Genomic DNA, 22,591 nt, shown 5'->3' on the forward strand with positions numbered 1-22,591 from the left:
CTATCTAATAAACTAATTAAACATCTATACTATACCACAATTTTTACAGAATATACGGACATACTACGCTACTTTTACTTGGTCATATTCCTTGACTAACGTAACGATAGTAGGAGTTTTTTCTTTAAAATTTGCAAACATTGGGCAAGCTGATTTCACAGCATCTAGCCATTCTTTTAGCAACACTATAGATGCCTCAGAAGTAGGCTTTACGATTACATCTACTCTGTTGAAGTGGTCTAAGCTATCCTTCTCGAAGCCCTCCCCTTTTATCACACCAGATACTTCTATCTGAATAGATTTTAGATCTAACCCCAATGTATTACCGATTAATTTCCCCACTGCGTGGATACTACCTGCTAGCTTAGCTAATAATAACTCTGCAGAGTTCGCATTCACGTCTCTTACTAATTCTCTTCCATCTTTCACTGTGAAAGAGTAGTTGGCTGTTTTTACAGCGAATTGTTGTTCCCTTACTGAGAAGCCCAACACTTTTAAAACTTTACTTTCCATTCTTTTAATTATTTATAAAATTGACACTATACAAAAAGGTCCCTTCAGCTATCTGCCAAAAGGACCTTCTTATTTATTCTTAACTATAAAAATAGTATGATCAAAACAAGCTATCTCTCTTGGCTACGTATGTATACATCGAATGCTTAGGAAAACAAATTCCCTTATATGATGTTGACGTTAATAGATTATAGACTAAATTCATTACTTTATTTTTATATGTTTCTTTCTTAAAAAAAAATAAGCCCCTGTGAGGTACAGAGGCTTATTAAATATCTTTTTACGTATCCAAAGACAGCTCTATACCATAAACGATGCATTCTTCTTAGAGAATACACATTTTGTTGAATAAACCATATTTGAATAAATTTTCTGCATTACTATTTCCTTATTTGAAGTCAAAATTAGAAAAAAATTATTTTAACAACAAGCACTAACCAATGTTTTTTAATATTTCTTTAACTTAAACAGAAAATATCTCGCTTTGACTTAATAGTTCCTCACGCTTAAACCTCAGCAAAACCTGTGCCACTGCTACCACATCTTTCTCACAATACACGATAATTCTGTCAATATCTTTATCTTCATAATACACCTTAGCCACCTCACTCCCGTCTATATCGTCTTTAGGAGAGAGTATACCTAATATTCTAGTCAAAAGCCTTAAAGATGTAAAGTGTTTATAATCTCCTATCTTCCACATTTCCATGGTATCTAGATGATTCACCTCCCACGGTTTTTTCCCAATAATACACAGTTTGTTGGGGATTTTTACCTCATTTATCAACATCCGCCTCACGACAAAGGGAATATCAAATTCCTTAATATTATGCCCACATAGAACGCGAGTAGGATCATTAAAATATTCGTCTATTAAATTAGAAAATTCTTGTAACAGACGGCGTTCCTCTCCTGCAAAGGATTTGACCCTAAACTGTCTATCTCCATTCTTATAGGTGAAATATCCCACTGAGATACATACCACCTTACCAAACTCTGCCCAAATCCCTGCACGTTCATAAAACTCCGCCGCAGTCTGCCCATCCCTTCTCTGATAAGCCGTTTTGATATCAAACAGATCTTGCATCTCCTCATCTAGATCATTAAAAGCAGGCACTTCAGGCACTGTCTCAATATCAAAAAAGAGTAGGCTATCTAGCATCACATTTCTAAGCATATCTTACTTCCTTTGGTTCAACATATTATAAGCCTCATCGATATAAGTGTACAGATCGTTACTATGAGGATCTTCCTCTGTCTGTAATCCCTTTAAGTGTCCTAGACGCACAATGATCACATTATCCTTAGGAGACACAATCACGAACTGTCCCAAATGACCTCGCATATAGAAGAAATCTTGTCCCTTGTGATTCACTAACCACCAACCATAGCCATACTCAGGCGCATCTTTAAAACGTGGGGTAATTGACTTTCTAATAAATGCGCTATCTAATATCTTATCACCGTTCCACAGCCCCTCGTCTTTATACAACTTACCAAACCTAGCAAAATCACGCGCATTACTCGTAAAACAACAGTATGACTTCTCTACCCCATCCCCTTCATGGTCTAGCTGCCATAACGCTGGATTCTCTGCTCCCATAGGCTTCCAGAAATATTCTGATATATAATCAGTCATATATTTACCAGTAGCTTTCTCTAGTACCATCGTCAATAGCTCTGTATCTCCACTTTTATAAATAAACTCTTGTCCAGGCTTATCCTTTATCTCTAAGCCTAGCATTACATTTCTCAGATCTTTATCAAAATAAGCTCTCGTCACCACTGAGAACGGACTGTAATATGCCTCATCCCAATCTAATCCTGATGCCATAGAAGATAGATCTCCTACCGTTACTTCATCTTTATACTTCCCTTTTAGCTCTGGTAAAAATTCTATTACCTTCTGATCTAAGCTCTTGATCTCACCTCTCTGTAATGCCTTACCTAAGGCAGCAGATACGATACTCTTAGCCATCGAGAAGGAGTTGGTATAAGAGTCCTTTCCATACCCGTCATAATAAGCCTCGTAGAAGATACTATCATTCTTGATGACTAAATAAGCTATAGACTCTAGTTCTTTATGGGTATTCTCTAAGTTATCACTCGCTTTTATAGTATTATAATCCTTCGTGAATGCCCATGGCTGTCCTACATCATTCTTAATCTCCCTAGTCGGAAAATATTTATAATCATCTAAGAACGCTGTCTTATATCCATTAAAGTATATGGTACGCACCGCCGTAAAGAGATAATCCACTTTAAATATATACATCAGTGCTACTACCAGTGCTATCAAAATCACTAGCCACTTCAGAACTTTCTTTAATACCTTCATAATAGTTTAAATAATTGGTTCCTATAAATTTAGAAAAATAAATCACTTCTTTAACGGTTATTTTTAATAACACCTTTTAATATGATTACATCACGATGACTCTATTTGGAGTATTTGGCTATTAATTACCTTTTTGACCTATTATGGAGTTCTACAAACAACACAATCCACTCTATATCAACACTTCCTATTTATTAATGTAAATTCTGTTCGGATAGTGTTCGGAAATACCTAGTAAACACAAGGGTTAAGAGGTGTTTTTGCGAACTGTACTAATTCTCTACCCGAACCATCTATACAGTATATATCGCTATTTACAGTCTAAGCAAACTCTAAATAGACTAATAATCATAAAACTACAGGAGTATTTGGTCAACGTTCAATCTAGGATTATATTTGTGCCTTTAATTATTACTTGAATTTCGATTATGCATTTTATATCACCAGAGTTAGAGGATTACGCGGCAAGACACTCAGAAAATGAGCCTGAGTTATTAGCCAAACTAGATAAAGAAACGTACCAAAAAGTACTACAGCCTAGAATGCTGAGTGGTCACTTCCAAGGTCGTTTTTTGAGTATGATCTCTAAGCTAGTTAACCCTCAGCACATATTAGAGGTAGGTACATTCACTGGATATGCTACACTATCACTAGCAGAAGGACTGAGAGCTGATGGTACTATCGATACGATAGATGTAAATGAAGAGTTAGTAGACTTTCAACGAAAATACTTCGATATGTCTGACTATGGACATCAGATCACCCAACACTTAGGTAGTGCATTAAACATCATTCCTACGTTAGATAAGAAGTTTGACCTAGTGTTCCTAGATGCAGATAAAAAGAATTACACAAACTACTTTCACCTCATCATCGAGAAGATGAATAAGGGAGGAATCATCCTATCTGACAATGTTCTATGGTCAGGTAAGGTAGTAGAAGATATCAAATGGAATGATAGAGCTACCCTAGAGATCGATCAGTATAACAAATTACTGAAAGATGATCCTCGTGTAGAGACGATACTATTACCGATAAGAGATGGACTTACAGTATCAAGAGTACGATAACAAAAAAGGCTTAGAATCTAGATTCTAAGCCTTTTTTTAATGTTAGTTAGACTAACTTATATTTCTTCTCTACCCATTTAAATCCTTGGTAGAATAATGTTCCTGAGATAAGTCCTGCACACATTCCTACGAAAATGTCTGTAGGGAAATGCAATGACAAATAGATTCTACTATATGCAAATACGAGTGGGAATATAAATACTAAAAACGCGTACTTATAATATCTTCTCAATATTAAGAATAAGAACAGCATCGTCGCAGTAGAGTTAGAGGCATGTCCTGAGAAGAAACTCAGTGAGCTACTGCACTTCACTACTCTAAGCATCGCTTTAATATCTTCTGTACTACACGGTCTAGGGCGACCTACTGTACTTTTGACTAGATTAGTAGACTGATCTGTAAAGGCGATAAGCCCTGCTATGAACAACAGGATAATACCCAGTGTCTTTAGGGATACTTTCTTATATACTAGGTAAAGTAATAAGAGATAAAACGGAAGCCAGTTAAACTGCTTCGTGATAAATAACCAAAATGGGTCAAATGTAGGAGTACCTAAGTTGTTTAAGAACAGCATTAGTTCCTTATCCCACTGCACAATTGTTTCTAACATTAAAGTTGTCTTTTTATTGGCCCTGTAATATTCTCAATGTCCTCTTTCTGCTTCTCTACTTCATTCTGAATATCCTTCATAGGATTAATATCTATATCGAAGGTCTCTGTTATATCTTTTTTAATACCAGACTCTTCTGCGCTTTTATTGATTTCGTGTTTGATATCGTTTGTTGCATTCTTTAACTGAGCCATAAACTTACCAAAGGTACGTGCCATCTCTGGAACCTTATCAGAACCAAACAACATTAAAATTATAATAATGATGAAAAATAATTCACCCCCTCCGATTCCAAACATAAATATTCGTTTTTCTATTTATAAGGTTACAAATCTACGAAGTTTATTAAATTCTCACATAGATTTTATCTAAAACCATTTGTTAAACTATTCTATCTTAGTCTGCTTCACTTCTAGATCTAACTTCTCATGGATCAGTTCGATAAACTCTAAGGCAAGTTCTCCAGCCCTACTAGCGACTTTCTTTTCATCTACTATATTCGTGTTCAGAATAGAAGCCATTAGTTCATCTGTAGCCACATAATAGGCAAACCCGTAAACATAATCTTTAGGAATGCTGTAATCTTTAGTCAGCTTTTCTGGGCTAATATACATTAAGAACTTATCTTTTCGTCCTTCTTGTCTTTCATAAGCTAATGCCTTCTTCAGCATCTTAGTACGTCCTGAAATCATATTCACTATCGCATCTACAGAAATCAGTCCACTTCCTGTAGTAGCGGTATATAACTTACGCTCAGCTGGTGTACGTATCTTAGTCCCTTTAGGGATTAGCCCTAGAGATTCTGAAGTGATCTTCGTGATCACTATTTCGTCTAATTCATAATAGAGTGAGTTAGGCTCTAGTGGTATTAAAATAATATCTCTCTTTAAATCTATATCATCTAACTGATGTCTATATCCTAGAAAAACAGGTCCTGAAAACATAATCGTATCATTCTCCTGTGCCTTCAGTTTAAAATATCCTCCAGGAGCAGTCATCGTAGACTCTCCAGTATTAATATTCGCTACATATACCCCATCTAATCTCTTCGTTCTAGATACAATCTTACCATCTATCATCTTTCTTTCTTGCGCGAAAACAACAGAAAAGTTCAATATTAATAGAAAGGCTACAAATATTCTCATCATTCCTTAATTATAATTGTAAAAATATTCCATTCTATAGGATACACAAATTTTACCCTCGCAAACTTATGTTAAATAAAACAATGTGCTTATAAACACTATAACTGATCCTGTTTAAATAATGACCTATAACTAGATAAATCACTTATTTAATCGCTCTGCCCTGGTACTTGTTGTTCTAATTCTTTAAAAGGCCTGTCCTTAATCACTTCTAAGAAATCGACTGCTACAGGAGCAATCACTGTCTCTAGATAAGTCGTATCTACAGGTGTTACCTCTAGTGCTTCTTTTACCTTCTCATCGTTCACTGCATAAAGAGCAAAACTCTCTACGTAGTCATAAGGTATCTTATATTTATCAACCAATAGCTCATCACTTACGTAGTCTAAAAATTTATCTGCTCTAAACCCGGCACGCTCATAGACCAGCGCTTTCTTAAGCATCTTAGTTCTACCGTTGAGCATATTGATTAAAGGTGCGATAAGACCAGAAGTAGCATAAGCTAGCTGTCGTTCCATAGGACTAGGTCCTTTAGACTTATATGTATATTTAGGATATGGAGACTTATTCTTTTTCGTAACAACTATTTCGTCCAATACCTCTCCTGTAGTATTTCTTTCTAAAGAAAACAGAACAAGGTCTCTGTTTAAATCTACTTCAGTAATCATATACACATGTAATAGGTATGATAAACTAACGAATCTCAAAGTATCATTCGCTTCCCCCTGCAGACTGAAGTATCCCTTATCATCTGAAAATACAGAAGTTCCTTTAGAAGTATTAAGAACCAACACTTCATCTCTATCGCCATCTCTAAAAAGAATTTTTCCATTTAATGTCTTTAATCCTTCTTGAGCTAATACAAGTTCTCCCAAAAGAAGAGTTACTATAATGGCAATGTATTTTACATTCTTCATATACTAGTTTATAAAGTGTTCACTTCTAAGCAAGCAAAGCATTGATCTGCTCTACTCACATTCCTAAAACTCAAAATAAGTATTCAATAAAACTTTCATCTAACCAGCCCCCATCTATCTCTATTACCTCAATGCCACCCCACGCTACTTAAGTCTCTAATAACTCAAAGGTGATCAAAAGAAGAGAAGTTACACCTCCTCTATTCTTCTAGAACAAGCAAATACTACAAGAATAGGAAGAAGTATAAGTAAGCTATAATAGATTATTTTGTCTTCGTTTTGACCATTTCTAGAAAATCTAATACAACTGGAGCTATCATTCTTTCTAAGAATTTAGTATCAATTATCGTAGCATTCACGATATCTCTTATCTCTTCTCTAGACACAGCATAGTATGCAAAGCTCTCTACATAATCAGGAGGTATCTTATAATACTCTACTAACCTTTCTTCGTCTATCGTGTTTAACAACTTACTTACTCTGAAGTCCTCCCTCTCATATGCGAGATTCTTCTTAAGCATGGCAGTCCTACCAGATAATAAATTCACCAGCGGATCTAATATTCCTGTAGTAGCTGTTCTGAGCTTTCGTTCTGCAGGAGTATATCTCTTCGTATATTTATTTGTAAATCCTTGTCCTCCTGCATCTACTTTAGTGATTAGAATCTCGTTTAATCTCGTACTTAAATCAGGCAAGGGTTCTAAGGGAAATAAGAGCACACCTCCCTTCATATCTGCTTCTGCTATGATATAAGTATATTCCATATGGTATACACTACTAAATCGTATAGTATCTTGTGGTTCTCCATATATATCAAAATAACCTTTCTTATCCGCTAATGCCGTTTTGTTTCTATTGATATTAGTGACCACCGTCCCATCTAAATCACCTCCACGAGTGACTAGCTTACCACTTATCATCCCTCCCTGATCTTGACCGAAACAGTGACCTATCCCAGTTAATAAGAGTAATAAAGTCGATAACTTCTGAATTATATTCATTACAATACTTCTATTTATTGGAAGACAATGCTCTGCCTTGACAGCCTTCTTTATATTATACTAAATATGACCTTGTACACATATCATATTTCTTCTTCCTTCTTATTCTTAATCATTTCTAGAAATTCAAATACCACTGGTGTAAGCTCTCTTTCTAATTCATTGACATTAACCATTCCTACATTGAGTAACTCTTTTATTTCTGTTTTTTCTACTGCATAATACGCAAAACCCTCCACATAATCTAAAGGTATATGATAGTAATCAACTAATCGCTCGTTAGTAACCACTTCTATCAGCTTATCTACTCTATGGTCTGTCTTCTCATAAGCAAGGTTCTTCTTAAGCATACTCATTCTCCCTGACAGCATATTTACAAAGGGATCTATTGGTATCATTCCTCCACCTGTTTTAGCAGTTCTGAGTTTGCGTTCTGCAGGTGTGTACCTCTTCGTATATTTATCTGTAAAGCCTAGTGCATCACTATCTATCTTCGTGATGACAATCTCGTCAAGTCTATTGATGCTGTATAACGGTTCTAATGGAAATAGTACAGGACTGCGCTTGATATCAAATTCGTTAACTACATACTGATACTCTGTATGATTAGGACTGATAAATCTTATCGTATCATTAATATGACTGCGAATAGAGAAGTACCCCTTATCATCAGATAATACAGAAATGTCCTTTGAAGAATTTAGAATCACTATTCCTTCAAAGTTTACGTCTCTAGTCACTATTTTTCCATTAAGAACGGATGGGGAGTCCTGAGCAAGGTGAATACTACTTACAAAAAGCAGTATTATACTCAAGAGTTTTTGAGTTAGGTTCATGATAGTGTTTTATAGTTAGGTGAACATTTGCAGGTGAAAAGGCAAATGTTCTATTTAAACGACTTATTTTTACAAAAATTATTTATCCACATGAAAAATCTAATTATTGCGAGTACTTCTACCATATATAATGGAACTTATCTAGAGTACTTATTACCGACATTAAAAGAACATTTTAAGAACATATCAACACTATTGTTTATTCCTTATGCAAGACCAGGAGGCATCACGCATGATCAATATACAGAAAAAGTAAGAACCGCTTTTGCTACTATCAATATTGATGTCAAAGGAATACATGAGTACACTAACCCAGTAGAAGCTGTACAACAAGCAGAGGGAATCTTCACAGGAGGAGGAAACACCTTCTTATTGGTACAACAACTCTATAAAAACAATGTACTGAATGCGGTAATAGATGTTGTAAACAACGGAACTCCTTATCTAGGATGTAGTGCGGGAAGTAATATCTGTGGACTAACAATGGAAACGACTAATGATATGCCTATCGTATATCCTCCTTCATTCAAGACATTTGGTTTCGTACCCTTTAATCTAAATCCTCATTACCTAGACCCTATCGAAGGTTCGACTCATATGGGAGAAACTAGAGAAACACGTATCAATGAGTTCCACGCTTTTAATACACAACCTGTAGTAGGGCTTAGAGAAGGTAGTTGGTTAGAAGTAAAAGGTGACCGAATCACTCTAAAAGGTGAATTAGACGCTAGAATATTTGAGCAAAATAAAGAAGCTTATGAAGTAAAAACTAATACAGACTTAAGCCATCTTAACTAAACAAAAAAAGCCCTAACAAATGTTAGGGCTTTTTTTATAGAGCGGAAGACGAGGCTCGAACTCGCGACAACCAGCTTGGAAGGCTGGAGCTCTACCAACTGAGCTACTTCCGCAGATGATGTTATTTTAAAACCTACATCAGGTTTGTAGAGCGGAAGACGAGGCTCGAACTCGCGACAACCAGCTTGGAAGGCTGGAGCTCTACCAACTGAGCTACTTCCGCAGATGATGCTATTTTAAAACCTACATCAGGTTTATAGAGCGGAAGACGAGGCTCGAACTCGCGACAACCAGCTTGGAAGGCTGGAGCTCTACCAACTGAGCTACTTCCGCAGACGATGTTATTTTAAAACCTACATCAGGTTTGTAGAGCGGAAGACGAGGCTCGAACTCGCGACAACCAGCTTGGAAGGCTGGAGCTCTACCAACTGAGCTACTTCCGCAGATGATGTTATTTTAAAACCTACATCAGGTTTGTAGAGCGGAAGACGAGGCTCGAACTCGCGACAACCAGCTTGGAAGGCTGGAGCTCTACCAACTGAGCTACTTCCGCAGATGATGTTATTTTAAAACCTACATCAGGTTTGCAGAGCGGAAGACGAGGCTCGAACTCGCGACAACCAGCTTGGAAGGCTGGAGCTCTACCAACTGAGCTACTTCCGCTTTTGTGGATGCAAATATAATGCTATTTTTAATTTTGATGCAAGCATTTTTGTTGATTTTTTTAAATAATTCTTCAATTAAATGTTTTCTATCATAATATCAAATAGATGCAAAAATGTTCCTACTATAAAATACATCTTATATAGACGCCATCTAAATAATTAAGAAACTTTTAAGTTTGGTTGGTTCGGTAATTACAAAACTAACCGTATATTTGCATCTCTCAAAACATTAAAGTAAAATGCAATACGACCAAAATTTAGTAGACTTATTCCAAGATTATTGCGCTCACCATGAACTGGTGCACCACTTCTCACCATTAACTGCACAGATTTATACATACATTATGTTTAATAATAACAGAGATGGCGTGACTTTTGATGAATTAGTTGAAAGATTAAATGCAAGTAAGAGTTCTGTCTCTACAAGTTTAAATCTATTGATTTCGAATAACCAAATTGAGCATTTCAATAAGATTGATGAAAGAAAAAGATACTTCAGATTGAACCCTAACTATATGACTCTAAGATTACAAATCATTAGAGATGTATTAGAACGTGAGCATGCATTGTGTCTTAAAATGCTTAAATTCGTTGATGAAGGTGTTTTAAAAACAGACAATTGCAACAATAAAGTAGAACTTTATATAGATCATTTAGCAAAAAGTAAAAGTCATTTAGCAGATACAATAGAAAAATTAAAAAGTACAAATTAAGTAATTATATGAAACGTTATTTACAATCGATCACTTTCGCTGCAATCGCTATCACTGTAGCGTCATGCGGAAATAAAGATCAACAGCAAGGGGGACCTCAGGCATTACCTTACAAAGTAATCGAAGTACCTACTCAAAATGTAACAGGTTATAAAAACTACCCTACTAATATCCAAGGGAAAGTTGCTAGTAGCGTTCGTGCTAAAATAGCTGGATACATTCAAGAAGTTTATGTAGACGAAGGTGCAATCGTTAGAAAAGGACAACCTCTATTTAGACTTGAGACGAACACTTTAAACGAAAGTGCTGATGCAGCTAAAGCAGCAATCAGAACAGCTGAAGCTCAAGTTAATGTTGCTCAAGTAAACGTTGACAAATTAGTACCTCTGGTAAACAAAGGGATTATCAGTAAAATCCAGTTAGAAACTGCTGAAGCTAACTTAGCTAGTGCAAAGAGTCAAGTAGCTAATGCTAAAGCACAACACAAAAGTATAGTTGCTAATATTGACTACGCTGTGGTTAAAAGCCCTATCGATGGTATTGTAGGACAAATTAACTTCCGTGAAGGGGCATTAGTAAGCCCTAGTGACCCTCAACCGTTAACTGTAGTGTCAGATGACAGTAGTGTATTTGCTTATTTCACACTTAATGAAAAAGAATACTTCGATTTCTTAGAAAAAATAGAAGGTAAATCTTTAAAAGAGAAATTAAGTCACTTACCTACAGTAAAATTACAGTTAGCTAATGGACAAGTGTATGAAGAACCTGGTAAAATCGAAACTATCTCAGGTCAAATTAATCCAACTACGGGTACAGTACAGTTAAGAGCTGCTTTTAACAACCCTAACAGATTGTTGGCTAATGGTAATAGTGGTACATTATTACTTCCTAACGAATATACTAATGTATTAGTAGTTCCTGAGTCAGCTACATTCGAACAGCAAGGTCAGGTATATGTATATACTGTGGCAAACGATACAGCTAAGGCTACTAAGATCGAAGTAATCGATAGAATCAACAAGTTGGCAATCGTAAAAGATGGTGTCAAAAAAGGAGAAAAAATCATTGGAACAGGATTAGGAACACTGCGCAGTGGATCTCCTATAACTCCAGTACCAGAGAAATTTGAAAAAATTAACGAAGACATCAAATCAACATTCTAAAGTATGTTAAAAACATTTATTGAAAGACCTGTATTATCTACAGTTATTTCTATACTTATAGTAATACTAGGGGTACTGGGATTAACAGTACTTCCAGTTACGCAATATCCAGATATTGCGCCGCCTACTGTACAGATTGCTGCTTCATATCCTGGAGCCAATGCTGAGACAGTAATGCAATCTGTTGTTATTCCAATTGAAGAACAGGTGAATGGGGTTGAAAACATGGACTATATTACTTCTACTGCATCAAATGATGGTAGTGCTAGTATTCAAGTTGTGTTTAAGCAAGGAGTTGACCCAGATATCGCTGCAGTAAACGTACAAAACCGTGTGGCACGTGCTACACCACTTTTACCAGCAGAGGTAACGCGTTCAGGGGTAACTACTCAGAAACAACAAACAAGTGCATTAATGTTCTTGTCTTTCTATTCGACAAGCCCTAACTACGATGCTATTTACATCCAAAACTACATGAATATTAACGTTATTCCTGTACTAAAACGTGTAAGTGGTGTTGGGGATGCACAGGCTTTTGGTTCTCGTAACTACTCTATGCGTATTTGGATTGACCCTGCTAAGATGAAAGCTTATGGATTAGTTCCTTCTGATGTTGTAAGAGTCCTAAACGAACAGAGTTTAGAGGCTGCTGCTGGTCAGTTAGGTGAAAATAATGCTGAGGCATTCCAATATGTAATTAAGTATAGTGGTAAATATAAAACGCAAGACCAATACGAAAATATCGTAGTAAAATCATTGGGTAATGGACAAGTACTATACTTGAAAGATGTCGCTAAGATAGAATTAGGTGCAATGTCTTATGTAGGTAGTTCTGAACAAAATGGACACCCTGCTGTAGCTATGGCTATCTACCAAACACCAGGTTCTAACGCTCAAGAGATTATTCAGAACTTACATACTGAACTTGAGAATATGAAGACTTCGTTCCCTGATGGTATTAATTATACAGTACTGATGGATACGAACGAATTCTTAGATGCATCTATTAGTAAAGTAATCAGCACACTTATAGAGGCATTCTTACTAGTATTCGTAGTGGTATATATCTTCTTACAGGATTTCCGTTCTACGTTAATTCCTTTAATTGCTGTACCAGTTGCAATTATAGGTACGTTCTTTTTCTTAAGTGTATTCGGGTTCTCAATTAACTTGTTAACACTGTTTGCACTTGTACTGGCCATCGGTATTGTGGTGGATGATGCCATCGTGGTAGTAGAGGCTGTGCATGCGAAGATGGAAGAGACAGGCCAAGATGCTAAAGAAGCGAGTTTAAACACCATGAGTGAGATTTCAGGTGCTATTATCTCGATTACATTAGTAATGTCTGCTGTATTTATACCTGTAACCTTTATTCCAGGTCCTACAGGAGTATTCTATAAGCAGTTCGGTATTACACTTATTGTTGCGATTTTAATTTCGGCTGTTAACGCCTTGACCTTGAGTCCTGCATTATGTGCACTGTTCTTAACTCAACATGGAGCTCATGGAGAAGGAAAGAAAAGAAACTTTGTTCAACGCTTCTTTGATGCATTCAACGTTGCATTCAACAAATTAACTCACAAATACGGTAACTCATTTAAGTTCTTATTAAAACATAAATGGACTACGTTTGCCATCTTACTTGCGTGTTTAGGTATTACATATTATGCTGCTAAAACAATGCCTAGTGGATTCGTACCAAACGAAGACCGTGGATTCATCATGGGTAATATCGAGTTACCTGCTGGTGCTTCTCAAGACCGTGTAACGAGTTTACAACAACAGTTCTCTAAAGTAGTACAGCAAATCCCAGGAGTAGAAGGGGTAACTATCGTATCAGGATTCTCATTCATCAACGGACAAGGTTCTAACTACGGTATGGCGATGATTAAGCTAGACGACTTTAAAGATAGAACTACACCTGAGTTAGCAACTGATGCGATCATTGGTAAACTGTTTGGTATCGCTGCTACACAGTTCCAAGATGCTAGAATGATTTTCTTCCAACCGCCAAGTATACCAGGTTTCGGTATGTCTTCAGGTTTTGAGATGAAATTATTAGATAAAACTGGAGGTGCACTTACTGACTTCGACCAAAAATCAAAAGAGTACTTAGCTGCATTAATGGATCGTCCTGAAATCTTGTATGCTCAGTCATCATTTAATACAAACTATGCTCAGTATGAATTAGATCTTAATATTCCTCGTGCAAAAGAATCAGGAGTATTAGTAAGTGATATTTTCTCTGCTCTTCAAGGGTATATCGGAGGTATCTATGCAGCTGACTTTACTCGTTTTGGTAAACAATACCGTGTAATGGTACAGTCTTTACCTGAGTACAGATCAGACAAAAATAGCTTAAACGAGATTTATGTAAGAACTGCTTCAGGAGAAATGACACCAGTAACTCAGTTCGTTGATTTGAAAAAAGTATATGGTCCACAGTCAGTGAACCGCTATAACTTATTTACATCTTCGAATATCACAGGAGCTCCTAAACCAGGATACAGTTCTGGAGACGCAATTAAAGCGGTACAAGAAGTAGCTGCTCAAACCTTGAGCACTGATTACGGTATTGACTTTACAGGTCTATCTCGAGAGGAGATTAGCTCTGGTAACCAAACTGTGATGATCTTTGCTTTATGTATTATTTTCGTTTACTTCTTATTATCTGCTCAGTATGAAAGTTACTTATTACCACTAGCTGTAATCTTATCATTACCTACTGGTATCATGGGAGCGTTCATCGCACAGAAATATGCAGGATTAGAAAACAATATTTACTTCCAGATTGCACTGGTGATGCTGGTCGGGCTTCTTGCTAAGAATGCTATTCTTATTGTGGAGTTCGCTTTACAGAGACGTCAGCATGGAGAGTCTATAGCAGAGTCTGCAATCAACGGTGCTAAAGCTCGTCTAAGACCGATCTTAATGACCTCTTTTGCCTTCATCTTAGGTATGATGCCATTAGTATTCGCTAAAGGTGTTGGAGATGTGGGTAACAGATCTATCGGTACTGGTGCAGCATTTGGTCTATTGATTGGTACTATACTTGGGGTATTCGTAATTCCAGTACTTTACGCTATCTTCCAATACATACAAGAAAAAATTAAACCGATTAAATTCGTAGAGCACAAGTCAGAATAATATGAAAAAACAAACTTTATATAGAGCTTTACCTATTGCTGTTTTAGCTGTTACTATGCAGTCTTGTATCGTATCTAAAAATTACGAGAGACCTGAAGTAACTAACGAAGCGCAATTCCGTACTGATAACATATCTCAAGATACTCTTTCTATGGCAAATATGTCATGGAAAGAGCTATTCTCTGATCAAACGCTTATTCAATACATTGAACACGGATTAGAAAATAACTTAGATATCAGAATCGCATTAGAGAATATCAATGCTGCTCACGCTTATATGCAACAAGGTAAATGGGGATACGCTCCTACATTAAACCTAGGTGCTAACTATACTCACTCAGTATTATCTAAAAACGGACCTCAAGGAATCGCTTTCGGAGATACTAGAGTTAAAAATGATATGTATGATGTTACAGGACAGTTCTCTTGGGAACTAGATGTATGGGGTAAAATCAGAAGTGATAAAAGAGCTGCAGGTGCTAGTTACCTACAAACTCTTTCTGCTCACCAAGCTGTAAAAACTCAGTTAATCTCTACTATCGCTACAACGTATTTTCAATTAGTAGCTTTAGACGAGCAAAAACGTGTAACAGAACAAACTATCGTAAACAGAACTAACAGTTTAGAAACGATTGAAGCTTTAAAAGAATCTGGACAAGTGAATGAGGTAGCAGTTAAGCAAACTCAAGCACAGTTATTCAATGCAAAAGCTCTTTTAGTTGATCTTGAAAACAATATCAAACTAACAGAGAACGCATTCAGTATTCTATTAGGTAATAATCCTGGTACAATCACTAGAGGAGAACTTAAGAGTCAAAAACTTAATGCAGACCTTTCTGTTGGTGTACCACTTCAATTATTAAGCAATAGACCTGATGTAAGAGCTGCTGAGTATGGATTAATTAACGCTTTTGAAATGACTAATGTTTCTAGAGCGAACTTCTATCCATCTTTCAGACTTACAGCGAATGGTGGTTTACAGAGTTTAGATTTTGATAACTTATTCAATACAAGTTCTTTATTTGCAAACTTCATCGGTGGTTTAACTCAACCTTTATTAAATGGTAGAAAAGTTAGAACTGCACATGAGGTAGCTAAAGCAAAACAAGAATCTGCTTACCTAAGTTATAAACTATCTATTCTTAATGCGTCAAAAGAAGTTTCTGATGCATTATACACTTACCACAGTTCTTCAGATAAGTTAAAACTTAAAAAGCAAGAATACGAAGCATATAACCTAGCTACTGAATACTCAGAAGAGTTATTAGTACAAGGTATGGCTAACTACCTAGATGTATTGACAGCTAGAGAGAGTGCACTTGCTGCAGAATTAAGTTACATTAATACAGAATTAGCACAACTTACCTCTATCGTACAGCTTTATAGAGCTGTCGGAGGTGGTATAAAATAATTTTATAGTTAATTGTTATTCATTAAAAGAGAGTAGTTATTTAGTTAACTACTCTTTTTTTATACATTTGACTTATGAATATCTCTAGATTACTTCTTCCTCTTCTTTTTCCAAAATACACTTGGAAAAGGCCAAATACTCAAAAGCACATTTACTTAACTTTTGACGATGGCCCTATACCCGAAGTCACAGAATGGGTATTAGATATACTGAAGCAGTATCAAGTAAAAGCCACATTCTTCTGCATAGGTGATAATGTGAGAAAACACCCTGCTCTATTCAATAGAATCTTACAAGAAGGACATCAGATAGGCAATCATACTTTTAATCACTTAAATGGCTGGAAAAACGCAAATGAAGTATATATAAACAACTTCTGCTTATCAACGGAAGAAATGGCCAAACACACTAGCTTTGAGAACAGAACACGTCTATTCAGACCTCCTTATGGTAAAATAAAAAAGCAACAAGCTAAACAAGTAATATCAGAAGGATATGACATCATCATGTGGTCACATCTTACCAAAGATTATGATAAGAACACCACTCCTGAAGAATGTTATAAAAGAGCCATAACGAATATGGCTCCTGGAAGTATTATTGTATTTCATGATAGTATCAAGGCCAGTCATAATTTATACTATGCCTTACCTAAGACTATCGACTACTTATTATCTAAAGGGTATACCTTCTCTACGTTATAGTGTCTTAGTGACATTGATAAGAGAGTTTGCATCCATAACACCACTTTGGCGCCAGATCATACTACCTCTTTTATACAGCATCATAGTAGGCACTTGCTTTATTCTTAAAGCCTCTACTAGTTCACCATTTTTCTCAACATCTATTTTTACTATACGCAACCTATCCCCCATAGCAGCTGCTACATCGATTAAGACAGGATTCATAGTAGTACATGCTTCGTTCCACTGTGCATAAAAGTGGATTAAAACAGGAACATCTGCTGTTACTAACTCTCCGAATTTTGACATATAATATAAATTAACTTTACTATAAACTTCTTTTAATATACAAAAATATCACTTTTTAGCAATATTCTTTACTTTTTTCGCCTTAATTCTATCACTGTGATTTCTGGCCAGATACCTGTACGTCCTTGATAAGCGTGATATCCAAATCCTCTATTTACATAAATATACTTACCCATCTTCTCATAAAGCCCTGCCCACTGCTTATACACGTACTGTATAGGACTCCATTTTATAAATCCAGGTATCTCTATACCGAACTGACTACCATGCGTATGACCAGCTAGAGTCAATTGAAAGTTCTTTTCATGCTCTAATACTTTAGCTTCCCAGTGTGATGGATCATGGCTCATTAAGATCTTAAAGTCTTTAGAGCTCACTCCTTCTGTAGACTTATCTAAATCACCAAGTTTCTGAAAGTGTCCACGTACTCCCCAGTTCTCTACCCCTACTACCGCTATACGTTGACCATCTTTCTCAAACCACACATGCTCATTTCTCAATAATCTGAAACCTAACTTTGGACTGATATCACAGATTTCCTTAAAGTTCTTTTGTCTATCTTCCTCTGTATCCCAATGTGCATAATCCCCATAATCATGATTTCCTAATATAGAGTATTTACCATATTTATAATGGCGTATTTTATTGAACACATCATACCACGGAATCATCTCATCTGCTAGACTATTCACTAAGTCTCCCGTAAATAACAGTGCATCTGATTCTTGACTATTAATTAACTCTACCGCATATCTAATCTTCTCTTCATTGTCAAAACTCCCACTGTGTATATCAGAAATATGGGTAAACTTAAATCCATCAAACGCCTCGGGCAAATCCTCAAACTCTATGATACTCTTCCTAACTTCAAATTTATATCGCCCTATCGTGATACCGTGTAATACTGAGATAAAAGGTATAGACGCTATCCCAAAGGCAAGGTGAGATACAAACTTTCTTCGCCCTGGCACGAAAGATTCTTTATCCTCTTTCTTTACTTTAACGCCTTTACTATAATTCCAGATACCTCTACCTATTCTTACTACATCCTCAGTAATTAGTAATATAGTAATAATCGCTTTAGGCAAATAGAATAAGATAACTAAAGCTCCTGCTACTAGCGACTGATGATTCCTAGCGTGATTGCGATCAAACTGTGAAAAACCATATATGATATATATAATACCCAATAAAGAGACCACCACATAGCCCCATCTCATTAGCTTATTTTTAGTCACCTGACGAACAGCCTGAAAACAATAAAACTCTATTATAATAAATACTAACAGTAATACTATAAATCTCCCCATTTCAATAATCTATAAATAACAAATTTAATTTTTTCCAAATGCTTTCAAAGTATCTTTAACAATATTTAATGATATTTATCAAACATCTAAATCACAAAACTTTTGTTCTCTCCTAAGTCCTACTACAAATTCATTATCTTTGAACATATAAATAATTACCCTTAATAAAAAACCACATTATAGATGGCTAATAAAAATCGTCTTTTCTTACTAGATGCCTATGCTTTAATATTTAGAGGATACTACGCATTTATAAAAAATCCTAGAATTAACTCTAAAGGTCTTGATACCTCTGCTATTCTAGGGTTTATGAACTCACTAATAGACGTTATAAAAAGAGAATCTCCTGATCACCTAGCTGTTGCTTTTGACAGAGGTGGTAGTGATTTAAGACTAGAATTATTTCCAGAATACAAGGCTAATAGAGATGAGACTCCAGAGGCCATCAAAATAGCTGTTCCGTATATTAAGCAAATCTTAGAAGCCATGCATATCCCTATCGTAGAAGTGAGCGGGTATGAAGCTGATGACCTTATCGGAACATTGTCTAAACAGGCAGAGAAAGAAGGCTTCGAAGTATATATGGTGACTCCGGATAAGGATTATGCTCAGTTAGTATCTGAGAATATCTTTATGTATAGACCAGCTCGTATGGGGAATGGTATCGAAATATGGGGAGTAGACCAAGTAAAAGAGAAATTCGAAGTAGACTATCCAGAACAAGTGATAGACTTCTTAGGAATGATGGGGGATGCTGTGGATAATATCCCTGGACTACCTGGTGTAGGAGAAAAAACAGCGAAGAAATTTATCAAGCAATACGGTTCTATGGAAAACCTATTAGCCAATACACATGAGCTAAAAGGTAAAATGAAAGAGAATATAGAAGCAAATAAAGAGAAAGGATTACTTTCTAAAAAATTGGCTACTATCATCCTAGACTGTCCTGTACAATTCAATGAAAAAGACTATATACTAGAATGTCCTGATATCGAGAAATCAGAAGCTTTGTTTATTGAACTTGAGTTCAGAAGAATGAAAGAACAATTCGATAAACTATTCAATAAAGGAAAAGAGGCTATCCCTACTCCAACAGCTACTGCTACAACTACAAGTGGAGCTGATGAGCAATTCTCTCTTTTTGGAGATGATTCGAGTAATACCTCTTCTTCTACTGAAGCTTATTTTGGTAATCTAAATACAACTAATCACGTATACCAACTGTGTAATAGCGGTATGGCTATTCGTTTATTAATCCAAAACTTACTAAACCAAAAGTCAGTGTGCTTTGATACAGAGACGACAGGTTTAGACCCTTTTACTGCAGAATTAGTAGGTATAGCTTTCTCTTTTGAAAAAGGGACAGCATTCTATGTACCTTTCCCAGAGAACCAAGACGAGGCAAAGGCGCTTGCACAGCAATTCGCTCCTTTCTTTGAAGCAGAAAATATTGAGAAAATAGGACAAAACCTTAAATATGATATCAAGATTCTAAAACAATATGACATTGTAGTAAAAGGTCCTCTCTTTGACACGATGATTGCTCATTATTTAATCAATCCTGATATGCGCCATAATATGGACGTATTAGCAGAGACTTACCTTAAATATACACCGCAACCTATCGAAGAACTAATCGGTAAAAAAGGAAAGAATCAAAAGACTATGCGTGACATAGATGCCGAGATAGTCAAAGAATATGCAGGAGAAGATGCTGATATCACTTATCAACTAAAAGAAACTTTTGCGCCTCAATTAGTTGCTACACATACACAAGAGTTATTTGACAATATCGAAATACCTCTAGTAAATGTATTAGCAGATATGGAGACAGAAGGTATACGCTTAGATACTGAATATCTAAAGTCGCTATCTGACACCTTATCTACTGACATTAAGCTGTTAGAACAACGCATATTCTTAGAAGCAGGAGAAGAATTTAATCTTGCATCACCAAAACAATTAGGTGACATTCTATTCGAAAAACTTCAAATAGGAGGCTCTAAACCTAAGAAAACAAAAACAGGTCAATATGCTACTGGTGAAGAAATATTAAGTGACTTAGCACCTAAGCACGAGATAGTACGAGACATATTAGAATGGAGACAGTTAGTAAAACTACAAAATACTTATGTAGATGCACTACCTGACCAAGTGAATATAAAAACGAATAGAGTACACACAGAATATATGCAAGCTGTAGCTGCTACAGGTCGTCTTAGTTCTAACAACCCTAACTTACAGAATATTCCTATTCGTACAGAGAGAGGTCGTCAGGTAAGAAAAGCCTTTGTAGCTCGTGATGAGAACTACGTTCTACTAGCAGCCGATTACTCTCAGATAGAACTGCGCATCATAGCAGCACTGAGTCAAGAGCCTAATATGCTAGAATCGTTCCAACGTGGAGAGGATATTCACCGTTCTACTGCTGCTAAGGTATTCAATGTACCTTTAGAAGAAGTAACTAAAGAACAACGTAGTCATGCCAAGACTGTTAACTTCGGTATTATCTATGGAGTATCTGCCTTCGGACTAAGTAATCAGACTAATCTATCCCGCGCAGAGAGCAAGGAGCTAATCGATGCTTACTATGCTACCTATCCTAAACTGAAGAGTTATATCGCTACTCAGATAGATTTCGCTCGTGAGCATGGATATGTACAGACTATCTTAGGTCGTAGAAGATATCTAAAGGATATTCACTCTCATAATGCTGTCGTGAAAGGGGCAGCTGAGCGTAATGCTGTCAATGCTCCTATACAAGGTAGTGCGGCAGACATTATAAAGATAGCGATGATCAATATCAACAAGAAATTGACTGCTGAGAATTGGAAATCTAAGATGCTACTACAAGTACACGATGAGCTTGTCTTTGATGCTCATAAAGAAGAACTTGAAGCATTAAAGACAATGGTTAAATCTGAAATGGAAAACGCTTATAAACTAGATGTACCACTAATAGTAGACCTAGGTACTGGTGATAACTGGTTAGAAGCACATTAATTAAAACATATATAATATCCCCTTGAAGTTTAAATATCTTCAAGGGGATTTCTTTTGTTCATATTTAGAATCAACTTATTGCATAATGATGAACATCACTTCTATTTTTAACTACCTACTCCACTACTGATAATAACATTAGCATATTATTACAATAATCATGTAATATAGACCTAACTAAATTATTCTATATTTGCCTCAAATAATTATTAAGATAAACAAGATGAAAAAGTTACTAGGCAAAATAATGTTAGGAATCACGGGATGGAAGTACGCTCCTAATAACTTTGACCCAAAAAAAGAAAGGAAGACTGTACTAATCTGTGTTCCTCATACTTCTAACTGGGACTTCTACTACGCATTAGCCTGCTTCTGGATTATGGGGGTACCTATACGCATGTTTATAAAAGATTATTATACTAAGGCTTGGTTTGGTTTTTTCTTTAAAGCACTTGGGTGTATCGGTGTAGATAGAACCAAAAGACAAAATCTAGTAGAATACGCAGTCAATGTCATTAATACCACTGACGATATCGCTATCATTAATACTCCTGAAGGTACCCGTGGGTATTCTGATCAATGGAAACAAGGGTTTTACCATATCGCCAAATCTGCTAATGTACCTATCGTATTAGGATATGCAGATTATAAAAAGAAAGAATGTGGTATCATTAAGCTTGTACATGTAGAAGATAAAACATTCGAACAAGTACTTGACGAAATCGCCCCTCACTATAATGCAGAGATGGCAAAATATCCTGAGAACTACAATTCTAAATTATATTAAAGACTTATAAAGGAAGTATATGATTATCATAGATAGGCAAGTAAAACCTCTTTACTTACCTGTCTTCTAGCAATAAACCTTCTGTTTTATAGTAGATAGATTAGGTATATGACCTCCTTGCATAACTATTATGTCTATAGTGACTCCGATAAATTGTACAAAATAACGGACT

20 protein-coding genes and 6 tRNA genes are annotated in these 22,591 nt (G+C 36.0%); 9 read left to right on the top strand and 17 right to left on the bottom strand.

Going from position 1 to position 22,591, the window contains the following annotated elements; all coding sequences use genetic code 11:
• Nucleotides 1-63: 63 nt before the first annotated feature.
• The 3 genes from E0Z07_RS03510 to E0Z07_RS03520 form a co-directional block, all read right to left on the bottom strand.
• Nucleotides 64-513: an OsmC family protein gene (locus E0Z07_RS03510; protein ID WP_006259709.1), complete on the bottom strand. Its 450-nt coding sequence runs from the start codon at nucleotides 511-513 to the stop codon at nucleotides 64-66.
• A 463-nt stretch (nucleotides 514-976) separates the two neighbouring features.
• Entirely contained in the window at nucleotides 977-1,690 is a 714-nt protein-coding gene (locus E0Z07_RS03515; protein WP_131540289.1) for a 3'-5' exonuclease, read from the bottom strand.
• Nucleotides 1,691-1,693: 3 nt separating this feature from the next.
• On the bottom strand, nucleotides 1,694-2,851 hold the full coding sequence (locus tag E0Z07_RS03520; protein WP_058699146.1) for a serine hydrolase domain-containing protein: 1,158 nt from the start codon (nucleotides 2,849-2,851) through the stop codon (nucleotides 1,694-1,696).
• Nucleotides 2,852-3,279: 428 nt separating this feature from the next.
• On the opposite strand from E0Z07_RS03520, the gene E0Z07_RS03525 reads away from it, so the two are divergent.
• Complete coding sequence (locus E0Z07_RS03525; RefSeq protein ID WP_006266794.1) at nucleotides 3,280-3,921, top strand: O-methyltransferase; 642 nt, start codon at nucleotides 3,280-3,282, stop codon at nucleotides 3,919-3,921.
• A 46-nt stretch (nucleotides 3,922-3,967) separates the two neighbouring features.
• On the opposite strand, the gene E0Z07_RS03530 is transcribed toward E0Z07_RS03525, so the two are convergent.
• The 6 genes from E0Z07_RS03530 to E0Z07_RS03555 all read right to left on the bottom strand — a co-directional run bounded on the left by E0Z07_RS03530 (nucleotide 3,968) and on the right by E0Z07_RS03555 (nucleotide 8,334).
• Nucleotides 3,968-4,531, bottom strand: coding sequence for a phosphatase PAP2 family protein (locus E0Z07_RS03530; protein ID WP_006266793.1), 564 nt, complete (start codon nucleotides 4,529-4,531; stop codon nucleotides 3,968-3,970).
• Nucleotides 4,531-4,830 (bottom strand): Sec-independent protein translocase subunit TatA/TatB, encoded by a 300-nt coding sequence (locus E0Z07_RS03535; protein WP_025125442.1) that lies wholly within the window; start codon nucleotides 4,828-4,830, stop codon nucleotides 4,531-4,533. The genes E0Z07_RS03530 and E0Z07_RS03535 overlap by 1 nt, the downstream gene beginning before the upstream one ends.
• A gap of 87 nt (nucleotides 4,831-4,917) precedes the next feature.
• A complete protein-coding gene (locus E0Z07_RS03540) occupies nucleotides 4,918-5,679 on the bottom strand; it encodes a hypothetical protein (protein WP_225581470.1) in 762 nt (253 codons plus the stop codon).
• 146 nt (nucleotides 5,680-5,825) lie between these two features.
• Nucleotides 5,826-6,593 carry a hypothetical protein gene (locus tag E0Z07_RS03545; protein ID WP_131540290.1) on the bottom strand — a complete coding sequence of 256 codons (768 nt, stop codon included), beginning with the start codon at nucleotides 6,591-6,593 and terminating at the stop codon, nucleotides 5,826-5,828.
• 263 nt (nucleotides 6,594-6,856) lie between these two features.
• Nucleotides 6,857-7,594: a hypothetical protein gene (locus E0Z07_RS03550; protein WP_006262264.1), complete on the bottom strand. Its 738-nt coding sequence runs from the start codon at nucleotides 7,592-7,594 to the stop codon at nucleotides 6,857-6,859.
• 83 nt (nucleotides 7,595-7,677) lie between these two features.
• Nucleotides 7,678-8,334, bottom strand: a complete 657-nt coding sequence (locus tag E0Z07_RS03555) for a hypothetical protein (RefSeq protein ID WP_225600461.1) — start codon at nucleotides 8,332-8,334, stop codon at nucleotides 7,678-7,680.
• Between the two features lie 141 nt (nucleotides 8,335-8,475).
• Here E0Z07_RS03555 and pepE point away from each other — a divergent pair, with 141 nt between their 5' ends.
• Nucleotides 8,476-9,228, top strand: a complete 753-nt coding sequence (gene pepE, locus E0Z07_RS03560) for a dipeptidase PepE (protein ID WP_058699149.1) — start codon at nucleotides 8,476-8,478, stop codon at nucleotides 9,226-9,228.
• A 40-nt stretch (nucleotides 9,229-9,268) separates the two neighbouring features.
• On the opposite strand, the gene E0Z07_RS03565 is transcribed toward pepE, so the two are convergent.
• From E0Z07_RS03565 to E0Z07_RS03590, 6 genes are all read right to left on the bottom strand, one after another.
• Nucleotides 9,269-9,341 (bottom strand) — tRNA-Gly (locus E0Z07_RS03565).
• A gap of 37 nt (nucleotides 9,342-9,378) precedes the next feature.
• A tRNA-Gly gene (locus E0Z07_RS03570) sits at nucleotides 9,379-9,451 on the bottom strand.
• 37 nt (nucleotides 9,452-9,488) lie between these two features.
• Nucleotides 9,489-9,561 (bottom strand) — tRNA-Gly (locus E0Z07_RS03575).
• Between the two features lie 37 nt (nucleotides 9,562-9,598).
• Nucleotides 9,599-9,671 (bottom strand) — tRNA-Gly (locus E0Z07_RS03580).
• 37 nt (nucleotides 9,672-9,708) lie between these two features.
• A tRNA-Gly gene (locus E0Z07_RS03585) sits at nucleotides 9,709-9,781 on the bottom strand.
• A 37-nt stretch (nucleotides 9,782-9,818) separates the two neighbouring features.
• Nucleotides 9,819-9,891, bottom strand: a tRNA-Gly gene (locus tag E0Z07_RS03590).
• Between the two features lie 241 nt (nucleotides 9,892-10,132).
• Between E0Z07_RS03590 and E0Z07_RS03595 the strand changes: the two genes are divergently transcribed.
• The 5 genes from E0Z07_RS03595 (at nucleotide 10,133) to E0Z07_RS03615 (ending at nucleotide 17,031) form a co-directional block, all read left to right on the top strand.
• The gene (locus E0Z07_RS03595) at nucleotides 10,133-10,606 is read left to right on the top strand and encodes a GbsR/MarR family transcriptional regulator (RefSeq protein WP_006262267.1); all 474 of its coding nucleotides are present in this window, start codon (nucleotides 10,133-10,135) and stop codon (nucleotides 10,604-10,606) included.
• Nucleotides 10,607-10,614: 8 nt separating this feature from the next.
• Nucleotides 10,615-11,769 (top strand): efflux RND transporter periplasmic adaptor subunit, encoded by a 1,155-nt coding sequence (locus E0Z07_RS03600; protein WP_006259722.1) that lies wholly within the window; start codon nucleotides 10,615-10,617, stop codon nucleotides 11,767-11,769.
• A gap of 3 nt (nucleotides 11,770-11,772) precedes the next feature.
• Entirely contained in the window at nucleotides 11,773-14,916 is a 3,144-nt protein-coding gene (locus E0Z07_RS03605; protein ID WP_016650315.1) for an efflux RND transporter permease subunit, read from the top strand.
• A 1-nt stretch (nucleotide 14,917) separates the two neighbouring features.
• A complete protein-coding gene (locus E0Z07_RS03610) occupies nucleotides 14,918-16,327 on the top strand; it encodes an efflux transporter outer membrane subunit (protein WP_058699151.1) in 1,410 nt (469 codons plus the stop codon).
• 74 nt (nucleotides 16,328-16,401) lie between these two features.
• Nucleotides 16,402-17,031, top strand: a complete 630-nt coding sequence (locus tag E0Z07_RS03615; RefSeq protein ID WP_006259725.1) for a polysaccharide deacetylase family protein — start codon at nucleotides 16,402-16,404, stop codon at nucleotides 17,029-17,031.
• Here the strand turns inward: E0Z07_RS03615 and E0Z07_RS03620 are convergent.
• Together E0Z07_RS03620 and E0Z07_RS03625 are read right to left on the bottom strand one after the other, a co-directional pair.
• Nucleotides 17,026-17,319, bottom strand: a complete 294-nt coding sequence (locus E0Z07_RS03620) for a thioredoxin family protein (RefSeq protein WP_006259726.1) — start codon at nucleotides 17,317-17,319, stop codon at nucleotides 17,026-17,028. The genes E0Z07_RS03615 and E0Z07_RS03620 overlap by 6 nt on opposite strands.
• Before the next feature lie 68 nt (nucleotides 17,320-17,387).
• Complete coding sequence (locus E0Z07_RS03625) at nucleotides 17,388-18,629, bottom strand: metallophosphoesterase (protein WP_131540292.1); 1,242 nt, start codon at nucleotides 18,627-18,629, stop codon at nucleotides 17,388-17,390.
• A gap of 183 nt (nucleotides 18,630-18,812) precedes the next feature.
• Here E0Z07_RS03625 and polA point away from each other — a divergent pair, with 183 nt between their 5' ends.
• Nucleotides 18,813-21,632 (top strand): DNA polymerase I, encoded by a 2,820-nt coding sequence (gene polA / locus E0Z07_RS03630; RefSeq protein ID WP_131540293.1) that lies wholly within the window; start codon nucleotides 18,813-18,815, stop codon nucleotides 21,630-21,632.
• A 223-nt stretch (nucleotides 21,633-21,855) separates the two neighbouring features.
• Nucleotides 21,856-22,419, top strand: coding sequence for a 1-acyl-sn-glycerol-3-phosphate acyltransferase (locus tag E0Z07_RS03635; RefSeq protein ID WP_025124597.1), 564 nt, complete (start codon nucleotides 21,856-21,858; stop codon nucleotides 22,417-22,419).
• Nucleotides 22,420-22,591: the final 172 nt, after the last annotated feature.

It is taken from the genome of Myroides odoratimimus (genome assembly GCF_004337635.1).
Classification (GTDB): domain Bacteria; phylum Bacteroidota; class Bacteroidia; order Flavobacteriales; family Flavobacteriaceae; genus Flavobacterium; species Flavobacterium odoratimimum.